Source organism: Roseateles sp. Mitsp63, assembly GCF_059491535.1.
In genome coordinates this window covers 1,866,012-1,888,581 of record NZ_CP168509.1, presented here as the reverse complement: position 1 = coordinate 1,888,581, position 22,570 = coordinate 1,866,012, and the positions used below count along the sequence as shown (strand labels likewise).

20 protein-coding genes are annotated in these 22,570 nt (G+C 70.3%); 8 read left to right on the top strand and 12 right to left on the bottom strand.

What is annotated here, in order from left to right; genetic code table 11:
* Positions 1 to 547 precede the first annotated feature (547 nt).
* Complete coding sequence (locus ACEN96_RS08280) at positions 548 to 2,242, top strand: hypothetical protein (protein WP_495587552.1); 1,695 nt, start codon at positions 548 to 550, stop codon at positions 2,240 to 2,242.
* 69 nt (positions 2,243 to 2,311) lie between these two features.
* On the opposite strand, the gene ACEN96_RS08275 is transcribed toward ACEN96_RS08280, so the two are convergent.
* From ACEN96_RS08275 to ACEN96_RS08265, 3 genes are read right to left on the bottom strand one after another with little or no spacing between them, the layout of a single operon-like run.
* Positions 2,312 to 2,926 carry a hypothetical protein gene (locus ACEN96_RS08275; RefSeq protein ID WP_495587551.1) on the bottom strand — a complete coding sequence of 205 codons (615 nt, stop codon included), beginning with the start codon at positions 2,924 to 2,926 and terminating at the stop codon, positions 2,312 to 2,314.
* A 40-nt stretch (positions 2,927 to 2,966) separates the two neighbouring features.
* Entirely contained in the window at positions 2,967 to 4,100 is a 1,134-nt protein-coding gene (locus ACEN96_RS08270) for a M48 family metalloprotease (protein WP_495587550.1), read from the bottom strand.
* Complete coding sequence (locus tag ACEN96_RS08265; RefSeq protein WP_495587549.1) at positions 4,097 to 4,801, bottom strand: hypothetical protein; 705 nt, start codon at positions 4,799 to 4,801, stop codon at positions 4,097 to 4,099. The genes ACEN96_RS08270 and ACEN96_RS08265 overlap by 4 nt, the downstream gene beginning before the upstream one ends.
* 240 nt (positions 4,802 to 5,041) lie before the next feature.
* Between ACEN96_RS08265 and ACEN96_RS08260 the strand changes: the two genes are divergently transcribed.
* Positions 5,042 to 5,929 (top strand): cyanophycinase, encoded by an 888-nt coding sequence (locus tag ACEN96_RS08260; protein ID WP_495587548.1) that lies wholly within the window; start codon positions 5,042 to 5,044, stop codon positions 5,927 to 5,929.
* Positions 5,930 to 5,936: 7 nt separating this feature from the next.
* Here the strand turns inward: ACEN96_RS08260 and ACEN96_RS08255 are convergent, their stop codons facing one another.
* Complete coding sequence (locus tag ACEN96_RS08255) at positions 5,937 to 6,767, bottom strand: NAD(P)H-dependent oxidoreductase (RefSeq protein WP_495587547.1); 831 nt, start codon at positions 6,765 to 6,767, stop codon at positions 5,937 to 5,939.
* A gap of 102 nt (positions 6,768 to 6,869) precedes the next feature.
* On the opposite strand from ACEN96_RS08255, the gene ACEN96_RS08250 reads away from it, so the two are divergent.
* From ACEN96_RS08250 to ACEN96_RS08235, 4 genes are all read left to right on the top strand, one after another.
* Positions 6,870 to 7,814, top strand: a complete 945-nt coding sequence (locus ACEN96_RS08250) for a LysR family transcriptional regulator (RefSeq protein ID WP_495587546.1) — start codon at positions 6,870 to 6,872, stop codon at positions 7,812 to 7,814.
* 131 nt (positions 7,815 to 7,945) lie between these two features.
* Positions 7,946 to 9,409, top strand: a complete 1,464-nt coding sequence (locus tag ACEN96_RS08245) for a methyl-accepting chemotaxis protein (protein ID WP_495587545.1) — start codon at positions 7,946 to 7,948, stop codon at positions 9,407 to 9,409.
* A 196-nt stretch (positions 9,410 to 9,605) separates the two neighbouring features.
* A complete protein-coding gene (locus ACEN96_RS08240) occupies positions 9,606 to 10,031 on the top strand; it encodes a tripartite tricarboxylate transporter TctB family protein (protein ID WP_495587544.1) in 426 nt (141 codons plus the stop codon).
* A gap of 10 nt (positions 10,032 to 10,041) precedes the next feature.
* Positions 10,042 to 11,592, top strand: coding sequence for a tripartite tricarboxylate transporter permease (locus ACEN96_RS08235; protein ID WP_495587543.1), 1,551 nt, complete (start codon positions 10,042 to 10,044; stop codon positions 11,590 to 11,592).
* Positions 11,593 to 11,908: 316 nt separating this feature from the next.
* On the opposite strand, the gene ACEN96_RS08230 is transcribed toward ACEN96_RS08235, so the two are convergent.
* The 8 genes from ACEN96_RS08230 to ACEN96_RS08195 form a co-directional block, all read right to left on the bottom strand.
* The gene (locus ACEN96_RS08230) at positions 11,909 to 13,378 is read right to left on the bottom strand and encodes a hypothetical protein (RefSeq protein ID WP_495587542.1); all 1,470 of its coding nucleotides are present in this window, start codon (positions 13,376 to 13,378) and stop codon (positions 11,909 to 11,911) included.
* 73 nt (positions 13,379 to 13,451) lie between these two features.
* Positions 13,452 to 14,117, bottom strand: coding sequence for an urease accessory protein UreG (gene ureG / locus ACEN96_RS08225; protein ID WP_495587541.1), 666 nt, complete (start codon positions 14,115 to 14,117; stop codon positions 13,452 to 13,454).
* Positions 14,114 to 14,833, bottom strand: a complete 720-nt coding sequence (locus ACEN96_RS08220) for an urease accessory protein UreF (protein ID WP_495587540.1) — start codon at positions 14,831 to 14,833, stop codon at positions 14,114 to 14,116. Before ACEN96_RS08220 ends, ureG begins: the two co-directional genes overlap by 4 nt.
* Positions 14,799 to 15,416, bottom strand: coding sequence for an urease accessory protein UreE (gene ureE, locus ACEN96_RS08215; protein WP_495587539.1), 618 nt, complete (start codon positions 15,414 to 15,416; stop codon positions 14,799 to 14,801). The genes ACEN96_RS08220 and ureE overlap by 35 nt, the downstream gene beginning before the upstream one ends.
* Positions 15,417 to 17,135, bottom strand: coding sequence for an urease subunit alpha (ureC, locus tag ACEN96_RS08210; protein WP_495587538.1), 1,719 nt, complete (start codon positions 17,133 to 17,135; stop codon positions 15,417 to 15,419). It abuts the gene before it with no gap.
* A complete protein-coding gene (locus ACEN96_RS08205; protein WP_495587537.1) occupies positions 17,135 to 17,452 on the bottom strand; it encodes an urease subunit beta in 318 nt (105 codons plus the stop codon). Before ACEN96_RS08205 ends, ureC begins: the two co-directional genes overlap by 1 nt.
* Positions 17,449 to 18,039 (bottom strand): HupE/UreJ family protein, encoded by a 591-nt coding sequence (locus ACEN96_RS08200; RefSeq protein WP_495587536.1) that lies wholly within the window; start codon positions 18,037 to 18,039, stop codon positions 17,449 to 17,451. The genes ACEN96_RS08205 and ACEN96_RS08200 overlap by 4 nt, the downstream gene beginning before the upstream one ends.
* A 9-nt stretch (positions 18,040 to 18,048) precedes the next feature.
* Complete coding sequence (locus ACEN96_RS08195; protein WP_495587535.1) at positions 18,049 to 18,351, bottom strand: urease subunit gamma; 303 nt, start codon at positions 18,349 to 18,351, stop codon at positions 18,049 to 18,051.
* Between the two features lie 108 nt (positions 18,352 to 18,459).
* Here ACEN96_RS08195 and ACEN96_RS08190 point away from each other — a divergent pair, with 108 nt between their 5' ends.
* Positions 18,460 to 21,513 carry an ATP-binding protein gene (locus ACEN96_RS08190; RefSeq protein WP_495587534.1) on the top strand — a complete coding sequence of 1,018 codons (3,054 nt, stop codon included), beginning with the start codon at positions 18,460 to 18,462 and terminating at the stop codon, positions 21,511 to 21,513.
* A 23-nt stretch (positions 21,514 to 21,536) separates the two neighbouring features.
* A complete protein-coding gene (locus ACEN96_RS08185) occupies positions 21,537 to 22,565 on the top strand; it encodes a response regulator (protein ID WP_495587533.1) in 1,029 nt (342 codons plus the stop codon).
* Positions 22,566 to 22,570: the final 5 nt, after the last annotated feature.

Sequence of the window (22,570 nt, the reverse complement as noted above, 5' to 3'; positions counted from 1 at the left end):
TCCGTTGAGGCGCGTCCCGCTGGCGCCGCACCCAGCATCGAAAAGCGTGTGAACGCATCGGACGCCCCGTTCAGTGAGAACCTGGCAGCCTTGAAGTTGTCGGCGGCCCGACGACGCACAGAATCCGGTTCCAACCTGAGGACAGCCGGAAGGCCCATGAACACGGGCATTTCACAGCCCTAGCCTGAACTTCTCACCATCGAGAAAGCAGGCTTGGGAGGTTCGAGTTGGCGCGGATATTCGTCATCAAGCGTGACGACCATCAGCCGATCTACCGTCGGGAAGCCAGCCTCGGTCGCGCAAAGCACGCCGCTTGTTCAGTCCACATGAATTCTCTGGCGGCATACCTCCTCCCGACCTGTCCAACCTTGACAGCCGCACTGCAGTGCTGGGATTCCGAAGGTGCCCGAAGAGCTGACACGCGGCCAATGGCGCTAAGCCACGCAGCGCAACACGCCTGAAACGACACGGCCGCCATTTCGATGTGAGTTCGCCGGACGCATACGATGCTTCCGCCAAGCATCACTTTCTCAGGGAGATCCAAAGCATGACTGACGTGGCCAACGCAAAGGACTTCGGCGCGCTGGGGGACGGGACCGGTGCAACGCCGGCGTCCCAGGGCATCAGCATCCAATCGGCAAGCTGGAACACCTGGTCGAATTCGCCTTTCCAGACCGACCTGGGCAATTCGCCGTACGGCGTCGGAGGGACTTTCAATCCGCCGGTTGCCAAGCCCTTCGAGGACACGGACACCTGGGACTACATCGGCCTACAGCGCGCGCTCTGGGCGAGCTCGGGGTCGGTCTACGTGCCGCCGGGCCGTTACTTGGTCAACTTCAGCGCAAAGCGCGGTGGTATCGGGCTGGTCCGAATGCACGGGCAGGAATCTGCGCTGTATGGAGCAGGCGCCTACCAAACCATCATCCAGTCCTTGCAAGATGCAGCCTTCTTCGAGGCCAACAACAAGGGCGTCCAGGATTACTACAAGCTGCTCTGGAGCTATCGAATCGGTGGCGTGCCGTCGACCATCCGGGACCTGTGCCTATCGGGGCCGTCGTCCTACGCTTCGACATCCCGCAACCTCACCTTAAGCCATTGCACCGCCGTCAACGGCGTCACCCACCGCGACCTGTGGCTCACCCAGGCGGCTTGCGGCCTACACGCCGCGGACAGCGGCGTGGGCACGGGCGGCAGCAGCGACAACTTCACCTCGCACGTCACTGCGGAATACCTCTTCGACGCCGTCGCGCGAGTCGATACGCACAGCGAGATGAACTTCGATTTCGTGGACTTCTGGTCGGCCCCGCAAGCCGCGCCCGGCATGATGGGCATCGACGCCAAGGGTTGGACCTCCGTCACGAATTCCAGCTTCGTTGAATTCCCGGGCGGCGCGGTCTCCGCAGGGTCGGGCATCTTCGCGAACAATAAGGTGCGTTGCATGCAAGGCGGCAGCGCCGCTGCGGTTGCCTTCGCCGCCGCAGTCGCCTTCGCGAACAACGACATTCAGGGCGGCATGAACGTTGCGATGGTCCAGATCGGGCCGGGCTCCAGCGTGACGGGAGGCTACTTCAAGGTCACCTCGCAGCACGCAGCGCTCAACCTCGGCGACCCCACGCCAAACGTGGCGAACCTGGCCTCGAACATCAGCGTCACAGGCGCGACCTTCGTCAAGACTGACAACACCGCCGGCCCGCAAAACTTCCTGGTGACGGCGGAGCAAAGTGGCGTCGGGTTCTACCAGGCTGCCGTCCCCAGCACGCTGCTCTCGTCTAACACCTTCCAGGGCAATGCGATGAACCCGCTGGGCAACGCGACGATGAGCAAGAACGTCTTCGACGGCGTGCTGCAGCCGGCGACGTTCCCTGAGGCCGTCGCGTTCACCGGAACCACTGCCTTCAGAGGCGACGTGACCGGCAACGCCGTCGCCAGTGGCACCAACGCCGACAAGAGCTTCACCATCGACATGAACATTCTCGGCGCTGGCTCCGGAACCATCCGCGACCAGCAGCGCCTGGTGCTCGTGTCCGTCATCTCCTCGGGGCCTGGTGGCCACCTCGTGCGCGGCTGGGCCCTTTATTCGTCCAGCTACAACGGCGCGGCGACGCTCGTCTCAATGCTGGGTTCCAACAGCGCTGGCGGTACGATCACGTTCAACGCCTCAGGCAGCCACCCGTCGGCCACGATCACGAACACCGGCGGTGGCACGGCGAGCTACCAAGCGTCCGCCATCGCGCTGGTCTGAGGCAGGCTCGCCGGGGCCGAAGGCCTGCGCTCACGGCACCGCGGCAAGACCTCCCGGCCTGTTCCGGCCTCAGCCCTTGAGCGACGCGCTGCGGATCAGCGCCTCGACGCGCGGCTGGTAGCGCGGGAAGAACACCAGGCGCGGCGCGCTGTACTGGATCACGAACAGCTCGCCATTGCGCACCGCGCCGACCGCCAGTCCGCGCATCGGCACGTCATCGGCCTTGCGGTTCAGCGTGTACTCGAAGCGGAAACCCTGGCCGCCCAGGAACGGGGCCGGCTCCAGCTTGTCGAGCTGGAAGCTCGAACCATCGCGGGTCAGCAGCGCCTCGTACAGCGAGACGATGTCCTGCGGCTGCATGGCGGCCTTGAAGGTCAGCGGCTTCTTGCCGTTGTCGCTTCCCTGCACCCGCGTGATCGGCGCGCCGTCCTTGATGCCCACGTAGAACTGCAGCGCGTCCACGGTGATGCCCTCGACGGTCCAGGTCGGCGTCGAGGTGCTCATGCCCTGCTCGAACTGGTTCCACGGCGTGTCCAGCTTCAGCGCCAGGCGGTTGCCCACGACGGCGTCGCCAGTGGCCACGTGGCTCACCGCCGCGCAGCCCGTCAGCGCCACGGCCACGGCCAGCGCCGCCAGTCGCGTCGTCCAGGCGGTCTTCACGGATGTCCAGGATTGCTTGCTCATGATTCCTCCTCGGCGGACGCCCGCGGCGTCCGCATGTTCATTACAGATAGCTCTTGATCAGGCTGGCGTCGGCGGCCTCGGGCGCCATCTCGATGTAGCGCGCGAAGGCCTCCCGCGCCTTGTCGGGCTGCTCGCGGGCCTTCATCAGGTAGCCCATCGAGCGGTACAGCTGGGGCGGCTCGTGCCCCATCGCGCGCGCCGCGTCGAAGTCCCTCAGCGCCATGTCGCCGTCGTCGGCCTGGTTGCGCATGCGGTGCGTCTCGCCGCGGAAGTAGATGAGGTCCGCGCGCTGCGGCGAACGCCCGATCAACCGGTTCAGCAGCACCAGCGTCTCGCCGTGCTGACCGCGCTTGAGCTCGTCCTCCAGCATCATCTGCTGCAGGCCTGCCAGGCGCTGGTTGAACTCGGTGTCGCCGACGAAGCCGCCGGTATCGGCCTCGGCCAGGCGCGCCAGCGTGTCGCTGCGCTCCGCGCTGGGCGGGTGCGTCGCGAACAGGCCGCCGCCGCTGCTCTTGGTCGGATCGTGCGCGGCGGCCATCTCCAGGCGCAGGTTCTCCCAGATCTTGGCGGCCTCGCGCGTGTCGTAGCCGGCCTTGCGCATCAGCGCCAGGCCGATCGCGTCGGCCTGGCGTTCATGGTCGCGCGAGAAGCCGAAGGCGCCCGCCGAATTGATGATCTGCCCCACCGCGCCGATGACGCCGAACATCGCGAGCACCAGGTTGCCAGCGCTGCGCGACTTGATGTCCCGCATGCGCTCCAGCGTGTGGCGCTGCAGGTAATGCCCCATCTCGTGGCCGATCACCGCGGCGAGCTGCGCCTCGTTGTCCACCCGGAGCAGCAGGCCGGACCACACCTGCATCATCCCGTTGGGGGCCATGCTGGCGTTGAAGAACGGCGTGCGCACCGGGTAGACGCGGATGTCGGCGCAATGCTCGCCCCCGAGCTTGCAGGTGATCTCCTGCAGGTAGTCGCGCAGCGGCGCATCGCGCATGAGGAACGGGCTGCGGCGCAGCTTCGTTTCCTCGCGTTCCATCATGGCCCACAGCCCGCCCTCGTCGCTCTCGACGGCGGGCTTCTCGAAGCGCGCCGGCGCGACCCAGTCGCCCGACTGGGCGAACGTGGCGCAGTGCAGGCAGCCGGCCCCCAGGCCGGCCAGCATCGCACGGCGCCTCATTGCACGCGCGGGAAGCCGCTCAACAGCGCATCGATCGATTCGGCGGCCGGCGCGGCCTCGCGCAGGTCGCCCGAGGCCCGCGCCAGCTGGTTGAACCACAGCACCTGGCCGCTGTCCAGGTCCACCAGCGACGCGTAGCCGACCTGCGCGCCGCCGGTCAGGCCGACGCCCAGCAGCGCCATCGCGATCATCGCGGCCTTGCGCTCGGCGCTGGCGTAGCTGTCGCGCACCCACAGGAACAGGCCATAGCGGGCATGGGTCTTGTCCCGCAGCGGACGCATCGCGTCGCCGAAGCTCCAGTCCAGGCGGCCTTCCTTGGTCGGCAGCTTCCAGACACCGCCGCTCGAGTGGTGCAGCGCGATCGAACGCGCGACGGCGGCATGCAGCGAGATCAGTTCGCCGAACTCGTCGGCATCCTTCTCCTCCAGCTGCAGCGTCTTCAGGCCGAGCGTGCCGGTCTTCTTCTGCAGCGCGGCCTTCATGAAGCCCTGGGCCGACGAGGTCCAGTCGGCGCGCGGCTCGTTGACCCCGCCCGCCGACATCGAGAACAGCTCGACGTCGACCGGCAGGACGACCACTTCGGACGCCTTGGGCAGTTCGGTGAAACCGGGTGCCAGGTGCTTGTCCTGGGCAAGGACGGCCGGCGCGGCGGCCACGCCGGCGGCCAGCATGGCGGCGGCCAGCAGATTGCGAATGTTCATGGGATTTCCCCCTCCTGGATACTCATGTGCCGCCGATCTACGCCGGCGGCGGGCGCGAATCTATCGCAGCCGGACAGGGGGGCCCATCGGGAGCGTCCCGAGGAAGGGAGCATTTCGTGGCGGACGCGACGAATGCGGCGGGGATGCCCCCGAAAATGGGGGGATGTCCTTCTGCTGTCATGCGCGCGTGCGATCCGGCGGCGGGGCCGTGACCGCGCTTGGCGTATCGTTCCGCTCTTGATGAGTTCCCGTCCCCGCCCCACCCGCCCGCCGGCGCCGATCGCGCTGATCGGCGGCAACGAAGATCGCCTGACGCCGGGCAAGGTCCTGCGCGAGTTGATCGACGCGTGCCGGCAGGAGCGCTCCGCCGGCACACCGCCGCGGGTCCTCGTCCTGAGCACCGCCAGCGGCGAGCCCGACCTGCTCTGGTCCCAGTACGAACCCGCCTTCCGCTCGCTGGGCGCCGCGCCGGCCTGGCTCGACCCCCGCGACCGCGCCGCGGCCGGCGCGCCGGCGGCGCTCGACGCGCTGCGCGACGCGGACCTGCTCTTCCTGACCGGCGGCGACCAGGAGCGCCTCGTGGACACCGTCGCCGGCACGCCGCTGCACGCGCTGCTGCGCGAGCGCCATGCCCGCGGAGAACTCGCGATCGCCGGCACCAGCGCGGGCGCGTCGGCGCTCGGCGCGCACATGCCGGTCGGCGACCTCAATGAGCAGTTCGCCGGCCCCTCGCAGGCGTTGCATCCCGCGCTCGGACTGATGCCGTCCCTCGTCATCGACCAGCATTTCGCGCAGCGCAAGCGTCATGCGCGGCTGCTGCAGCTGGTCTCGCTCGATCCGCGCCGCACCGGCGTGGGCATCGACGAGGACACGGCGCTGATCGTCCATCCCGGCCAGGGGCTGCGCGTCGTCGGCGGCGGCGCCGTGACGGTCATCGACGGCTCGCGGATGACCGACCGGCGAGTGCCGGCCTCCGTCATCGCCTTCGAGCAGCTCGGCTTCTTCCTGCTGTCCTCGGGCACCGAGCTGCGGTTCGACGACCCGGCCACGCCACCGCATCTGCAGCGGCTGCTCCGCGTGATCGCCTCGTCCGCCCCGTCCGCCTCGTCCGCCTCGCTGACCGGCTGACCTCGCCTCAACCGGCGACGTGGGCCTCGAAGCCCACGCGCCCCGGCGCCACGTCATCGCGGAGCTGGTGCCCATCCGGGTAGTCGCCGCCGTTCTGCGGCCGGAAGGCGATCGGCGCTTCGTCGAAGACGCCGGCCAGACGCTCGCGCCACGCGTCCATCGCCGCCTGCACGCCTTCCTCCGTCATCTGGCCGGTGCCGTGCACGACCTGCGTCTTCAGCACCGACATGCCGGGGAAGAACAGCATCCCGTGCGTGACCGGAAACATCAGCTGATCGATCGGCCCGTTGATGCCGCGCGGCCCGAAGTCCACCGCCGGCCCGCCGGTCGTCACCGACACCATCGCGCGGCGCCCCGCGAAGCCGCCCTCGCCGAAGCGCAGCCGGTTGCCCTGCCCCTGGTAGCCATAGGCCAGCCCCCGCGCCCAGACGCGATCGACCCATCCCTTCATGATCGCCGGCATGCCGTACCACCACAGCGGGAACTGCAGGATCACCAGGTCGGCCGCCAGCAGCTTGCGCTGCTCCTCGACGATGTCCGCGGCCTGATGACCGTTCTCGTAGGCGTGGCCGGACTCGCGCGTGAAGTCCAGGCGCTTCGCGTCCAGGCGATGCGCGAAGTCGCGCTCGTCGTAGACCGCCTTCCAGTTCATCGCGTAGAGATCGGACTGCAGCACGCGATGCCCGGCGGCGCCCAGCGTCTCGGCGGCCACGCCGACCATCGTGCGCGTCAGCGAGCTCGGCTCGGGATGGGCGTGGACGATCAGCACGGTCTTGCCGGCGGCATCGCGGTCCGTCGCAGGGCGCGACTCGGTGGCGGAAGGGGAAATGGCATTCATCGGCGGCTCCTTCAGAGCGGGTTGGAACAGGGAATCAGCCTCAGTCTGCCGATCCGGACGCCATCGGTGAAATCGATCCTTCTCTGGCCTACTATCGATCACATGGATACCAGCCGCCTCGACCTGAACCTGCTCGTGACGCTTGAAGCGCTGCTTACCGAGCGCAACGTGACCAAGGCCGCGGCGCGGCTGCACCTGAGCCAGCCGGCCGTCAGCGCGCAGCTGGCGCGGCTGCGCGACGTCTTCGAGGACCCGCTGCTGCTGCCCGCGCAGCGCGGCATGACGCCGACGGCCAAGGCGCTGGCGCTGCTCGAGCCGCTGCGCCAGGCGCTGGACCAGGTGCGCGGCGTCGCCACCTCGCATCTGCACTTCGATCCCGCGACCGCCGACCTGACGGTCACGATCGCCGCCTCCGACTACCTGCAGATGGCCGTGCTGCAGCCGCTGGTGCTGCGCCTGCGCCGCAGCGCGCCGGGCGTGCGCGTCGCCATCCGCCAGATGGATTCGCACCAGCACGCGGCGCAGCTCGCGCGCGGCGACATCGACCTGTGCCTGATGCAGCCGATCGAGGCCGCGCCCAGCCTGCGCATGCGGCCGCTGTTCCAGGAGTGCTACAAGCTGATCGCCCGCCGCGGCCATCCGGCGGTGACGGGCAAGCTCAGCGCGAAGGCCTTCGCCCGGCTCGAGCAGGTCGTCGTCTCGCCGGCCGGCGGCGCGTTCTCGACGCCGGTGGATCACGCGCTCGCGGCGCTCGGCCTGAAGCGCCAGGTCGTGCTGTCGGCCGCGTCCTTCCTGTTCGTGCCGGACATCGTCTGCCGCTCCGATCTCGTCGCGCTCGTCCCCGAGCGCCTGGTGCGCCATCGCGCCGCGGGCCTGCAGGTCCTGGCCCCGCCGCTGCCCATCGACGGCTTCGAGATCGCCATGGTCTGGCACGAGCGCAACCATGGCCACGTGGCCCAGCGCTGGCTGCGCGACGAGGTGCATGCCGCCGCCGGACCGCGGAGCAGGGCCGGCACCGCGGCTGACAACGCTGCCGTGCAAGCGTGAAATCCGTCGCGCGCCGGGTGTTGCGTCTCGGCGTTTCTCCCAGGCTCGCCGTCACATCCTGAAACGAACATGCAGCCGGCGAGGCCGGTGCCGTCGTGGGAGCGCCGCCCGCCCAACGAGGGAGAACGACGATGACAACGCACCTCCACCCCGGCGCGCGCGCCGGCCACGGTCCGGCCGCCGGCCTGACCGGCTTCCACCGCATCTACGCGGCCTGCGACCGCGCCATGCTGCTGATCCTGGCGCTGAGCTGGCTGCTCGCGCTGGGACTGGGCTGGCGCTACGCGCAGTTCGGCCTCGCGGCGGGCATGGGCACCGCGCTGCTCGCCGCCGGCGCGCTGGCCTGCGTCGCGGCGCCCGGCGCCTCGGGCACGCGCCTGGCGCTCACCGCCGCGCAGGCCATGATGGTGATGCTGCACATCCATCTCGGCGGCGGCATGGTGGAGCTGCATTTCGGCGTCTTCGTCACGCTGGCCTATCTGCTGATGTACCGCGACTGGAAGGTGCTGGTGCTGGGCGCGGCGCTCTTCGCGGTGCATCACCTGCTCTTCGACCGCCTGCTGGCCGCGGGCCTGGGCACCTACTGCCTGAGCGAGCCCGACCTGGGCCGCATCCTGCTGCACGCGGCCTACGTCGTGGCCCAGACCGGCATCGAGCTGGTGATGGCCGTGCACATGCGCCGCAACACCAAGGAAGGCCTGGAGCTGCACGACCTGGTGCGCGCGCTGGGCAGCGAGGACGACCGGCTGGCGCTGGACGTCGCGCACGTGAAGGCGAGCACGCCGGCGGGCCGCCGCATCAAGGAGTCGCTGCAGCGCCTGAACGCCGCGATGGCGCGCGTGCGCGAGGCCTCGCAGCACATCGGCAGCGCCTCGACGCAGATCGCGGCGGGCAACAGCGACCTGTCCACCCGCACCGAACAGGCCGCCGCCAGCCTGCAGGAGACCGCCGCGTCGGTGCAGCAGCTGGCGGCCACGGTGCGCCACACCGCGGAGGCCGCGCAGCAGGCGCGCGAGCTGTCCGACCAGGCGACGCGCGTGGCCGATGCGGGCGGCGGCGCGGTGACGCGCGTCGTCGCGACCATGGACGACATCCACCGCGCCTCCAGCCGCATCGCCGACATCATCGGCGTCATCGACGGCCTGGCCTTCCAGACCAACATCCTGGCGCTGAACGCGGCCGTCGAGGCGGCGCGGGCCGGCGAACAGGGACGCGGCTTCGCCGTCGTGGCGGCGGAGGTGCGCTCGCTGGCGCAGCGCTCGGCGCAGGCGGCGCGCGAGATCAAGGCGCTGATCACCGCCTCGACCGAGCAGGTGGGCGCGGGCGCGGCGCAGGTCCAGGAGGCCGGCCGCACCATGGGCGAGATCGTGGGCGCGGTGCAGCGCGTGGCCGCGCTGATCAAGGACATCGCCGACGCCGCCGGCGAGCAGCGCCGCGACTTCGGCCGCATCGACGCCGCGGTGACCCAGCTCGACGAGATGACGCAGCGCAACGCGGCGCTGGTGGTCGAGTCGGCCTCCACCGCGACGGCGCTCGACGATCACGCGAGCCGGCTCAACCGCGTCGTGGGGGCTTTCGACCTCGGCGCGGCGTAGCGCGTCAACGACGCCGTGACGCGCTCGCGACAGCGGACGAACGAGCCTAAAACGCCGATCAAACGACTTCTTAACCTGAAGCTGTCCATAAGCTGTCGAGCCCCCGTCCGGAGGCCGCCGCTGCGCAGAAATGCGTACGACAGCGCGAGGCGTCGCCGGAAACATGGGCACATCTCGGACCCTTCTGGTGTGTTCCATGACCTTCAACCGTTCGCTCGCGCGAGGCCTGTTCCTCGCCGCGGTGGCCCTGTTCTTCGGACTGGGCGCGCTGCGTTATCCCATCGGCCGCATGGACCACGCTGGTCCGGGGCTGTTCCCGCTGATGATCAGCGTGCTGCTGGGCCTGGTGGCGCTGGCCACCATCGTGCGGGGCGTCGTCTCCGGCGGCCCGGGACTGGACTTCAAGGTCAAGAACATCGGCCTGATCCTGGGCGCGCTGTGCGCGTTCTCGCTGGTCTCGCGCTTCCTGAACATGTCGGCCGGCATCGTGGTGATGGTCTTCATCGCGACGGCCGCGGGGAGCAACTACTCGTGGAAGCGGAACGTCCTGATCTCGATCGGCCTGCTGGCGATCGCCTTCATGTTCCAGAAGTTCCTCGGCCTCAACCTGCCGCTGCTGTAAGGAGGCCGCCATGGAGATCCTTCACAACCTGGCCTTCGGCTTCGAGCACGCGCTGACCTGGCAGAACCTGATGTTCTGCGCGATCGGCTGCGTGGTGGGCACCCTGGTGGGCCTGCTGCCGGGCCTGGGCCCGCTGGCCACGATCAGCGTGCTGCTGCCGCTGACCTATTCCATCCCCGTCAACGGCGCGCTGATCATGCTCGCCGGCATCTACTACGGCGCCCAGTACGGCGACAGCGTCAGCGCGATCACGATGAAGATCCCGCACGCGAGTTCCATCGTCGCCTGCATCGACGGGTACCAGATGACCTTGAAGGGGAAGACCGGGCTGGCGCTGTTCACGGCGGGCATCTCGAGCTTCATCGGCGGCACGGTCGCGATCGTGGTGCTGGCCTGCCTGGCGCCGACGCTGGGCGAGGTGGCCTTCCTGTTCGGCCCGGCGGATTACTGCGCGCTGATGCTGCTGGGCTTCCTGTGCGTGAGCTTCGTGACCACGGGCAGCCTGCTCAATGGCCTGGCGATGTGCCTGATCGGCGTGCTCTTCGGCCAGATCGGCACGGACGTCAACAGCGGCATGGAGCGCTACACCTTCGACATGCCCTTCCTGGCGGAAGGCGTGGGGCTGGTGAGCATCGCGCTGGGATGCTTCGGCATCGCGGAGATCTCCAAGAACCTGGACGCCAAGAACGAGCGCACGCCCTTCAACGGCAAGATCCATCTGATGCCGACGTGGGCGGAGTTCAAGCGCATCATCCCGAGCGCGCTGCGCGGCAGCGTGGTGGGCTCGTTCCTGGGCATCCTGCCGGGTGGCGGACCGACGATCGCGCAGTTCGCGGCGTATGCGGTCGACAAGAAGGTCAGCAAGTACCGCCGTGAGATCGGCGACGGCGCCATCGAGGGCGTGGCCGGCCAGGCGGCGGCGGACGAGTCGGCGGCGCGCACCAGCTTCATCCCGCTGATGAGCATCGGCATCCCGGAGAACCCGGTGATGGCGCTGATGATGGCCGCGTTCATCATCAAGGGCATCCAGCCGGGGCCGAACATGATCGCCGGACACCCGGACATCTTCTGGGGGCTGGTGGCGAGCATGTGGATCGGCAACGTGTTCCTGGTGGTGCTGAACGTGCCGCTGGTGCGTTACTGGCTGTCGGTCTTCAAGATCCCGTACAACGTGCTGTTCCCGTCGATCCTGTTCTTCTGCTGCATCGGCACCTTCAGCGTCAACAACAACCTGGACGACGTCTTCGTCACGGCGGCCTTCGGCCTGGCGGGCTACATCTTCATGCGGCTGGACATGGATCCGGCGCCGCTGATGCTGGGCTTCATCCTGGGGCCGATGCTGGAGGAGAACTTCCGCCGGGCGATGCTGATCAGCCGGGGCAAGTTCGATGTCTTCGTGCAGCGGCCCATCAGCGCGACGCTGCTGGGCATCATGGCGGTGTTCATCGCGTGGCAGTTCATCGCCTTCCTGCTGGCGAACCGCAAGGGCGCGAAGAGCAGCAAGGGCGATGACCACGACCAGGATCCGGACGCCGGGAAGGTGGCGCCGCAAGGGGCTTGATGCGTGGAGGGCCGCGGCGCTGCCACCGCTGCTGGCCCTCACCCCTGCCCTCTCCCGCAAGCGGGAGAGGGGGTCAGACGATCGAGCGCCGCCCGTATTACCCCCTCGCCCCAGCGGGGAGAGGGAGGGGAGAGGGGGCTCGTGCCACAGCGCTGCTGCCCTTCGAAGCACCCCCCTCTCCCCTGCCCTCTCCCCCCTCGCGGGGGGCGAGGGAGTTCTTGCGCAAGGTATTACCCCCTCGCCCGCTTGCGGGAGAGGGAGGGGTGAGGGCCAGAGGCCTCACTGACTCCTTCGCTCCTCTTCCCTCGCCGCCCGCCTACTCGCGATGCGGATGACCATCGGCCTCGTCCGCCGCCTCGGCGTCGCGCCGCGCGCGATAGGCCGTGAGCTCCACCGCCGCGCCGCCCGCGAGCGCAGGCTCCCTGCCATTGCCCGCGAACTGCCGCGGCGGCACGGCGCCTCGCCGCTGTGCCTCCAGCGTCTGCAGCTCGACCCCGCGCGCATGCAGCGGGTCGGTCCAGAACAGATACGACGGCGCGGTCAACGCGCCGGCGATGAGTTCCGTCAACCAGTCCGCCGCCCGTGGCGCGGCCGCTTCCCCGACCGCGGACCTCAGCCATCGCGCGAGCGTCCGGTCGTCCAGCAGCGAGTCGTAGAGCTGGTTGAAACCCGCGACGAAGCACCCGCGCGCCGCCATCGTGTCCCAGTGCCCCGGCGTACTCAGCGCCTGCCTCAAGCTGCCCTGCCCGATGCGCATCGCCGGCTGCGTGCCGGTCCCATGCCGGCACATGTGATGGAGCATCAACAGCGTCCACAGATCAAGCGCCTCGCCGCCCCAGTTCGCCAGCCCGCGTAGCGCGAGTCCGCCCGGCAGCAGCACCTGGGCCGAGGCATCCAGGTCCGGCGCCGCCGCGAACGCGCGGCTCACCGCCAACTGATTGATCGCATAGCCCAGGCCCGCGAGGGCGAGTGAGGTCCGCGTGGGTCCGCTGTCCGGCGACGTGATCATCGGCCAGCGCGCCTGCACGCTGTCGCGCAGCAGCGGATAGAGCACCACTTCGGAGAAGCGCATGCCCGCATTGAGCAGCGTGCCGGTGGCCGCCCCGAGCAGCCCGGCGCCCGCGGGCAGCGCCATCAGCACCACCCGCGTGGCGCGCGAATAGCGGGTGGCCTCGCCACGCGCCTCATCGCGGATCAGCAGCACGGCCTGTCCGACGACCGGCACCGCCAGACACGCGCACGACAGCAGCGTGCGCGCCGCCTCCGACACGCTGTGCTCGAGCGCGACATCGATCGCTCGTCCCACGGCTTGCCGCACGATCGTCGGTCCTCCCACGGAGGCCAGGTTGCGGACGCTGCAATGCGCCGCATTGACCAGGGCCCGGCCGATCGCGGCGATCAGCGCGCGCAAGCGGCTGCTCGGGCACAGCGGCGCCGGTTCGGCATCGAGCTGCCGGAGCGTCGAAGCCCGCAGCACATCCGGCAACTGCGCGGCGTCGCCGTCGATGGCGAAGCGATCAACGCCCGCCGCCATCGAGCCCGGCGCCACCCGCAAGTCGATGCCGTCCACGAGCTGCCGTGCCAGCCGCGCCGCCTGCTCGCGTCCCTCGCGGCCCATGGCCTCGACCGACGCCTCGATCAACGGCGCGTCGGAGACGGACGACATCGCCGACAACGGCGACTCCGAGGACGTGATCGACGCGGCCGACGCCGCTGACGACATCGACGGCGACAGCTCGGCGGCATCCAGCCGCGGGCCGTGGATCGGAAGGACGAAGGGCTGCATCGCCGCTCAGTCCGCGTCACCGCGCCCGCGGGTTCTTCCCCCAAGCGGGCGTGGTCGCCGGACGCGGCCGCGATCAGGCGGTGACGAGCATCCCCTGCCGCTCGATGAAGGCGACCACCTCGTCCAGCCCGCTCAGCGTCTTGAGGTTGGTCATCACGAAGGGGCGCGTCGGGCGCATCCGTTTCGTGTCGGCTTCCATGACCTCGAGATTCGCGCCGACGTGGGGCGCGAGGTCGGTCTTGTTGATCACGAACAGATCGCTCTTCGTGATGCCGGGGCCGCCCTTGCGCGGGATCTTCTCGCCGGCGGCCACGTCGATGACGTAGATCGTCAGGTCGCTCAGCTCCGGGCTGAAGGTCGCGGCCAGGTTGTCGCCGCCGGACTCGATGAACACGACGTCCGCATCCGGGAACTGCGCCAGCATGCGATCGATCGCCTCGAGGTTGATCGACGCATCCTCGCGGATCGCCGTGTGCGGGCAGCCGCCGGTCTCGACGCCGAGGATGCGCTCCGGCGGCAGCGCGCCGCTGACCGTCAGCAGCCGCTGATCCTCCTTCGTGTAGATGTCGTTGGTGATCGCGACCAGGTCCCACTTGTCGCGCATCGCCTTGCACAGCATCTCCAGCAGCGTCGTCTTGCCGGAGCCCACCGGACCGCCGATGCCCACGCGCAACGGCGGCAGACGCTTCGTGCGGCCGGGGATGTGATGCAGAGGGGGAGCGGAGGTCGTGGTGCTCATGATCGGAACAGTCTCGAGTACTGGGTTTCGTGGCGCGCCGCGAGGATGGACAGCCTCGGCGCGAAGAGCTGCCGCCGCGCGGGCGGCGTCGCGAGGGCCTCGGCCACCGCGGCGGGAATGCGGGTGGACAGCCGCGTCAGCACGCGCTGGCCCGCGGTCTGGCCGAGCGGCACCGCCTTGAGCGCGGCCTGGACCTGGTTCTCGGCCCAGCCGAAGGCCTGCGCCTGCAGCGCCTGCTCGATGGGCACGTCGATCGCCGCCAGCGCGAGCGCCATCACGAAGGCATGGGGCGCCGGCTGGCCGTCGCAGCACGCGGCGAGCAGCGCGAGCTGAGCCGCCGTGGCCATCGGCTGCGCGCGCAGCCAGACCAGCAGCGACTGGCCCATCTGCTCGCTCTGCAGGCGAGCCTCGGCACCGTCGCGCGCGACGCGCAGCCACTGCGCGAGATCGCGCAGCGCGGCCTCGTCATGGGCGCGCCAGGCGGCAATGCCCTGCGCGATCGCCGCGAGGTCGCCGCGCGCGAGCAGCCGCAGCTGCTGTTCCAGCCAATCGGCGGCGCTGGCGTCGTCGCTCACCAGGCCGTGCTCGACCGCCGACTCCAGCCCTTCCGAATAGGAGAACGCGCCGATCGGCAGCGCCGGCGAGGCCAGCCACAGCAGCCGCAGCAGCGGCGCAACGGGATCAGTGATCGTGGCCACAGCCCGGGCCGTGCACATGCGGCGCCGGTGCCGCCTGGATCGCGATGGTCTTCCGGCCGGCCTGCTGGTGCCCGTGGTCGTGCCCGTGCGCGTGCGCGTGACCGTGTTCATGCGCGTGGCCGTGCCCATGATCGTGCCCATGCCCGCCGGCCGCGTAGGCGCCGCCTTCAGGCTCGAAGCCCTCCTCGACCTCGCTCACGATCAGGTGCATCGCGCGCAGCAGGTCGGCCAGCACGTGATCGGGCTCGATCTTCAGGTGGTCCGGCTTCAGCTCGATCGGCACGTGGCGGTTGCCGAGGTGATACGCGGCCCGCACCAGGTCGAACGGCGATCCATGCGCCGTGCAGGCGGTGATGCGCAGCAGCGGCTGCGGCGCGGCGAGCACGCGCACCAGCGAGCCGTCCTCCGCCACCAGCACGTCGCCGCCGCGCGCCGCGGTGCCGCGCGGCAGGAACACGCCGAGCTCGCGGCCCAGGCTGTCGGTGGCCTGGAAGCGGCTCTTCTGGCGCGTGTCCCAGTCGAGCGTGACGGTGGCCGCGCGCTTGAGCAGCACCGGCGCCAGGCCGGCGCCCTGGGCCAGCAGTTTGGAGACTTGGATCATTCAGAACAGGAAATAGCGCTGCGCCATCGGAAGCACGGCGGCGGGCTCGCAGTGCAGCAGCAGGCCGTCGGCGCGCACCGCGTAGGTCTGGGGATCGACCTCCATCCGCGGGGCGTAGGCATTGTGGACCATGTCCTTCTTGCCCACGCCGCGGATGCCCTTCACCGCCACCGCCGTCTTCGCCAGTCCATAGCGCCCGGCCACGCCGCCCGCGATCGCGGCCTGCGACACGAAGCTCAGCGAGGCCCGCGCCAGCGAGCCGCCGAAGCTGCCGAACATCGGCCGGTAGTGCACCGGCTGCGGCGTCGGGATCGAGGCGTTCGGGTCGCCCATCGCGGCCATCGCGATGACGCCGCCCTTGAGGATCAGCGACGGCTTCACGCCGAAGAAGGCCGGCTTCCAGATCACCAGGTCGGCCCACTTGCCGACCTCGATGCTGCCGACCTCATGCGAGACGCCATGCGCGATCGCCGGATTGATCGTGAGCTTGGCGACATAGCGCTTCACGCGGCCGTTGTCGTGGCGGCCGGAGTCGCCGGGCAGCTGCCCGCGCTGCTGCTTCATCTTGTGCGCGGTCTGCCAGCAGCGCAGGATCACCTCGCCCACGCGGCCCATCGCCTGCGAGTCGGAGCTGAACATGCTGATCGCGCCCAGGTCGTGCAGGATGTCCTCGGCCGCGATGGTCTCCTTGCGGATGCGGCTCTCGGCGAAGGCCAGGTCCTCGGCGATGGCCGGGTCCAGGTGATGGCACACCATCAGCATGTCGACATGCTCGTCGAGCGTGTTGATCGTGTAGGGCCGCGTCGGGTTGGTGGAGCTCGGCAGCACGTTGGCCTCGCCGACCACCTTGAGGATGTCGGGCGCGTGGCCGCCGCCGGCCCCTTCCGTGTGGAAGGTGTGGATGGTGCGGCCCTTGAAGGCGGCCACCGTGTCCTCGACGAAGCCGCTCTCGTTGAGCGTGTCGGTGTGGATCGCGACCTGCGTGTCGGTGGCCTCGGCCACGTCCAGGCAGTTCGAGATCGCCGCCGGCGTCGTGCCCCAGTCCTCATGCAGCTTCAGGCCGATCGCGCCGGCCTCGATCTGCTCGCGCAGCGCCTCCGGCCGGCTCGCGTTGCCCTTGCCGAGGAAGCCCAGGTTCATCGGGAACGCATCGGCGGCCTGCAGCATGCGCTCGATGTGCCACGGCCCCGGCGTGCAGGTGGTGGCGAAGGTGCCGGTGGCCGGGCCGGTGCCGCCGCCCAGCATCGTCGTCACGCCGCTGGCCAGCGCCTCCTCGATCTGCTGCGGGCAGATGAAGTGGATGTGCGAGTCGATCGCGCCGGCGGTCACGATCGCGCCCTCGCAGGCGATGACCTCGGTGCCGGGACCGATGACGATGTCCACGCCCGGCTGCGTGTCCGGATTGCCGGCCTTGCCGATCGCGACGATGCGATGGTCCTTCAGACCGATGTCGGCCTTGACGATGCCCCAGTGGTCCAGGATCAGCGCGTTGGTGAGCACCGTGTCGACGGCGCCCTGCGCGCGGGTGCGCTGCGACTGGGCCATGCCGTCGCGGATGGTCTTGCCGCCGCCGAACTTCACCTCCTCGCCGTAGCCGCCGGCGCGCAGGGTCAGGTCCTGCTCGACCTCGATCACCAGGGCGGTGTCGGCCAGCCGCAGCCGGTCGCCGACGGTGGGGCCGAACATCTCGGCATACGCGCGCTTGCCGATGCGGGCCATCAGAGCGCTCCCTGCACCAGGCCGCGGAATCCCCAGATCTCGCGCTGGCCGGCGATGTCCACCAGCTCGATGGTGCGTTGCTGGCCGGGCTCGAAACGCACGGCGGTGCCGGACGCGATGTTCAGGCGCATGCCGCGCGCGGCCTCGCGATCGAAGACCAGCGCGCCGTTGGTCTCGGCGAAGTGATAGTGCGAGCCGACCTGGATGGGCCGGTCCGCGCCGTTGACGACCGTCAGCGTCACGGTGCGGCGGCCGGGATTGAGCGCGAGCTCGCCGCCGTCGACCAGCAGCTCGCCGGGGATGACGCGGGCGTTCATGCGATCACCAGGCGCGTCAGCAGGCCCAGGCCCAGCAGCGCGATCGCGCCGCCGGCCGCGCGCGACCAGGCCGGCGCCAGCGCGCGCAGCTTCAGTCCGAGGGCGAGTCCGAGCGCATGCAGCAGCGCCGTCGCGGCGACCATGCCCGCGAGCGCGGCACCCGCCTGCAGCTCCGCGCCATGGGCCAAGCCGTGGAAGACGGCGAAGGCGCCGACCAGCGCGGCCGACGCGCCCGCGCCAATCCGCCAGCGCGCCGCGGCGACGAGGCCCAGCACCAGCACCGATGCGGCGACCGCGGGCTCCACGCCAGGCAGGGACAGGCCCGCGGCGCCAAGCAGGGCGCCCGCCAGCAGCAGGCCCGCGAAGGCGAGCGGCGCGGCCAGCATGCGTCGGCCGGTCTGCGTCAGCGCGCTCCACAGCCCGACGGCCAGCATCGCGGCCAGGTGGTCCAGGCCGGTGAACGGATGCAGGAACCCCGCCGTCAGACCATGCTCGTGGGCGGCGTCGCCGGCGTGCGCGAAGGCCAGGGCGGGCAGCGCGGCAATGGCTGCCGCGGCGAGAAGATGTCGGATCAGGCGTCGGATCATCGGAGTGCCTCAGGGAATCGGTTGATGGACGGTGACCAGCTTGGTGCCGTCGGGGAAGGTGGCCTCGACCTGGATGTCGGGGATCATCTCGGGCACGCCGTCCATGACGTCGTCGCGGGTCAGCAGCTCGCGCCCCTCCTTCATCATCTGCGCGACGGTCTTGCCGTCGCGGGCGCCCTCCATCACGGCGGCGCAAAGGAAGGCGACGGCCTCCGGATAGTTGAGCTTCAGCCCGCGCGCCTTGCGCCGCTCGGCGAGCAGCGCGGCGGTGAAGATCAGCAGCTTGTCTTTCTCTCGGGGCGTGAGTTGCATGGCGGGCGGCGGTGGCGATCGATGCGCCATTCTTGGTGGCTGCCCTGGCTCTAGCAAGCCCCATGCCGCTGCGGGCACGGTTCATGCAACCGGTGGCTCCACCCGACCATGGACGCGCCCCTCCCCGCCCGCGACGCCCCGCAGCACGTCATCGCGCTGCGGCGGGACTACAACGCCTGGGTGGCGCGAGAGACGCTGGAGGACTACGCGCTGCGCTACACGCCGCATCGCTTCCGGCGCTGGTCGCCCTGGCGCGTGGCCAACACGGCCTTCGGCGCGGCCTCCTTCCTGATCCTGGAAGCGGTGGGCGCGACGCTGCTGCTGCAGTACGGCTGGACCAACGCGGTGCTGGCGATCCTGGCCACCGGGCTGATCATCTTCCTGGCCGGCCTGCCGATCAGCGTCTACGCGGCGCGCCACGGCGTCGACATGGACCTGCTGACGCGCGGCGCGGGCTTCGGCTACATCGGCTCGACGCTGACCTCGCTGATCTACGCGAGCTTCACCTTCATCTTCTTCGCGCTCGAGGCGGCGGTGATGGCCTACGCGCTGGACCTGGCGCTGGACATCCCGCCGCAGTGGGGCTACCTGATCTGCGCGCTGGCGGTGATCCCGCTGGTCACGCACGGGATCTCCGCCATCAGCCGGCTGCAGCTGTGGACGCAGCCGCTGTGGCTGGCGCTGCTGGTGCTGCCCTTCGCCTGGGTGGGCTGGCGTCATCCTGGTGCGTTCGACGGCATCGCGACCCAAGTTGGGTCGCAATCGGGCACCGCCGGCTTCGATCTGCACGCCTTCGGTGCGGCGCTGACGGTCGGCGTGGCGCTGATCACGCAGATGGGCGAGCAGGCCGACTACCTGCGCTTCATGCCGCGCCAGACGGCGCGCAACCGCCTGGGCTGGTGGGCCGCGGTGCTGGCGGGCGGCCCGGGCTGGATCGTGCTGGGCGTGCTGAAGATGCTGGGCGGCGCGCTGCTCGCCTGGCTGGCGGTCAGCCACGCGGTGCCGCCCGAGCGCGCCGTCGACCCCAACCAGATGTACCTGGCCGCCTACGAGTACGTGTTCCCGCGCTATGGGTGGGCGGTGGCGGCGACGGCGCTGTTCGTGGTCGTGTCGCAGCTGAAGATCAACGTCACCAATGCCTACGCGGGCTCGCTGGCGTGGAGCAACTTCTTCTCGCGGCTCACGCACAGCCATCCGGGCCGCGTCGTGTGGGTGGTGTTCAACACGCTGATCGCGTTCATGCTGATGTCGATGAACGTGTTCGAGGCGCTCGGGCATGTGCTCGGCCTGTACGCCAACGTCGCGATCGCCTGGATCATGGCCGTCGTCGCGGACCTGGTGATCAACAAGCCGCTGGGGCTCTCGCCACCAGGCATCGAGTTCAAGCGCGCGCACCTGCACGACATCAACCCGGCCGGGGTCGGCGCGATGGCGCTGGCGTCGGTGCTGTCGGTGGCGGCGCACCTGGGCCTCATGGGGTCGCTGGCGCAGGCCTGGTCGGCCGCGATCGCGATGGTGACGGCGCTTGCCGCCGCGCCGCTGATCGCGTGGGCGACGAAGGGGCGCTACTACCTCGCGCGGCCGGCGGCGGAGATCCGCGCGGCCGCCGCGGGCGGCACGCGCCGCTGCGTGATCTGCGAGCGCGACTACGAGGGCCCCGACATGGCCCATTGCCCGGCCTACCGCGGGCCGATCTGCTCGCTGTGCTGCACGCTGGATGCGCGCTGCGGCGACCTCTGCAAACCGGGCGCCAGCCTCGCGGCGCAGTGGTCCGCGGCACTGCGGCGCGTGCTGCCGCGGCGCAGCTGGCCCTACCTCGACGCGGGCCTGGGCCACTATCTGCTGCTGATGGCGGTGATCACGCCGCTGCTGGCGACGCTGTTCGGCCTGCTCCATCACCAGCAGTGGCAGCACCTGCGGCAGTTGCCCTGGATCGACGCCGCGTCTCGGGAGGCGATGCAATCGGGCTTGCTGAAAGCCTTCTTCGCGCTGCTGCTGGTGGCCGGCACGGTGGCGTGGTGGCTGGTGCTGGCGCGTCAGAGCCGCGAGGTCGCGCGGGAGGAATCCAGCCGCCAGACCCAGGCGCTGATGCGCGAGATCGACTCGCACCGGCGCACCGACCTGGCCCTGCAGGAAGCGCGGCAGCAGGCCGAGCGCGCGCGGGCCGCGGCGGAGGCGGCCAATCAGGCCAAGAGCCGCTACATCACCACCATCAGCCATGAGCTCCGGACGCCGTTGAACAGCATCCTCGGCTACGCGCAGCTGATGGCGGCCGACGCGTCGCTGCCGCCGCAGCGGCGCCACGCCGTGCAGGTCATCCGGCGCGGCGGCGAGCATCTGATCCAGCTGATCGACGGCACGCTGGACATCGCGCGCATCGAGGCGGGCCGCTTCAGCCTGACGCCGGCGCCGCTGCGCCTGGCCGAGCTGCTGCGGGAGCTGACCGACCTGATCGAGCCGCAGGCGGCGGCGAAGGGCCTGCGCTTCCGCTTCGAGACCCAGGGGACGCTGCCGGAGTGGGTCCGCGCGGACGGGCAGCGCGTGCGCCAGATCCTGATCAACCTGCTGGGCAACGCGATCAAGTTCACGACCACGGGCGAGGTGACGCTGCGCGCGCGGCACGGCCGCGAGATGGCGACGCTGGAGGTCGAGGACACCGGACCGGGCATGGCCGCCGAGGAGCTGACCCGCATCTTCGAGCCCTTCGCGCGCGGCATGGGCGGCACCGCTGGCGCGCCGGGCGCGGGACTGGGCCTGACGATCGCGAAGATGCTGACCGAGCTGATGGGCGGCGAGATGACGGTCGAGAGCGAAGCGGGACGCGGCTCGATCTTCCGCGTGCGGTTGTTCCTGCCGGAGCTGCATGGCCAGTGGCCCATCTCGACGATCTCGACGGTCACGACGGAGACGGCCGCGCCGATCGGCCGGGCCGAGCCGCCAGCGCGGACCGAGCCCTTCGACGTTCCGCCGCCGGAGCGGCTCGCCGGACTGCGCGAGGCGCTGCAGCTGGGCTATTACCGCGGCGTCCTGCGGCAGCTCGACGAGATCGAGGCGGCCGATCCCGCATGGCGCGGGTTCTGCGAGGCGCAGCGGCCGATGGCGCTGCAGTTCCAGTTCGAGGCGATGCTGCGCGGCCTGGCGCGTGGCGGCGAGTCCGCATGAGCGGTGGCAATGGACGACCGACGATGAATCCTCCGCTCCCTCCTTCCGTGGCCGCGTTGCTGGACAGTCAGGCCGGCGATCGCGTGCTGCTCGTGGACGACGTGCCCGACAACCTGTCGCTGCTGCATGACGCGCTGGACGAGCATGGCTACACGGTGCTGGCGGCGACCAGCGGCGAGGCGGCGCTGGCCTGCGCGGCGCAGGCGCGGCCCGACATCGTGCTGCTGGACGCGATGATGCCGGGCATGGATGGTTTCGAGGTCGCGCGGCGGCTGAAGGCCGACCCGTCGACGGCGCACATCCCGATCGTGTTCATGACCGGCCTGACGGAGACGGAGCACCTGGTCGCCGCGCTGCAGGCGGGCGGCGTCGATTACGTCACCAAGCCGCTCGATCCGCGCGCGGTGCTGGCGCGGATGCAGGTGCACCTGCAGGGCGCGCGGCAGGCACGGCAGACGCGGCAGGCGCTCGATGCCTTCGGCTACGCGAGCATCGCGGTGCGGTCCTCGTCGGGCCGGCTGCTGTGGCAGACGCCGCTGGCGCGGGAGCTGCTGCAGCTCTACTACGGCACGGTGGCGCCGCAGACGCCGGCGCCGGTGCTCGCCTGGCTGCGCAAGTGCCTGGCGGAGATGGCACCCGCCGGCAGCGGCGACGGCCCGCCGGCGGCGGAGCCGCCGAGGCTGTGCGCCGAGCTGGGCGCGCGGCGCCTGAGCTTCCGGCTGCATCACTGCATCGGCGGGGATGTCGAGCCGGGTCTGGGCGGCGCGCCGGGCGGCGACTGGCTGATCGTGATGCGCGAGGTCTCCGACGTCGCGGTGATCCGCTCGCTGGGGCTGGCGTTCAGCCTCACGGGGCGCGAGGCCGAGGTGCTCTACTGGGTGGTCAAGGGGAAGATCAACCGCGACATCGGCGAGATCCTCGGCGCCAGCCCGGCGACGGTGAAGAAGCACCTGGAGCGCGTGCACGCGAAGCTGGGCGTGGAGACCCGCACCGCGGCCGCGTCGATGGCGCTGACGCGGGTCCGGGAGATGCATCCGCAGTGGGAGGTGTGAGGCCG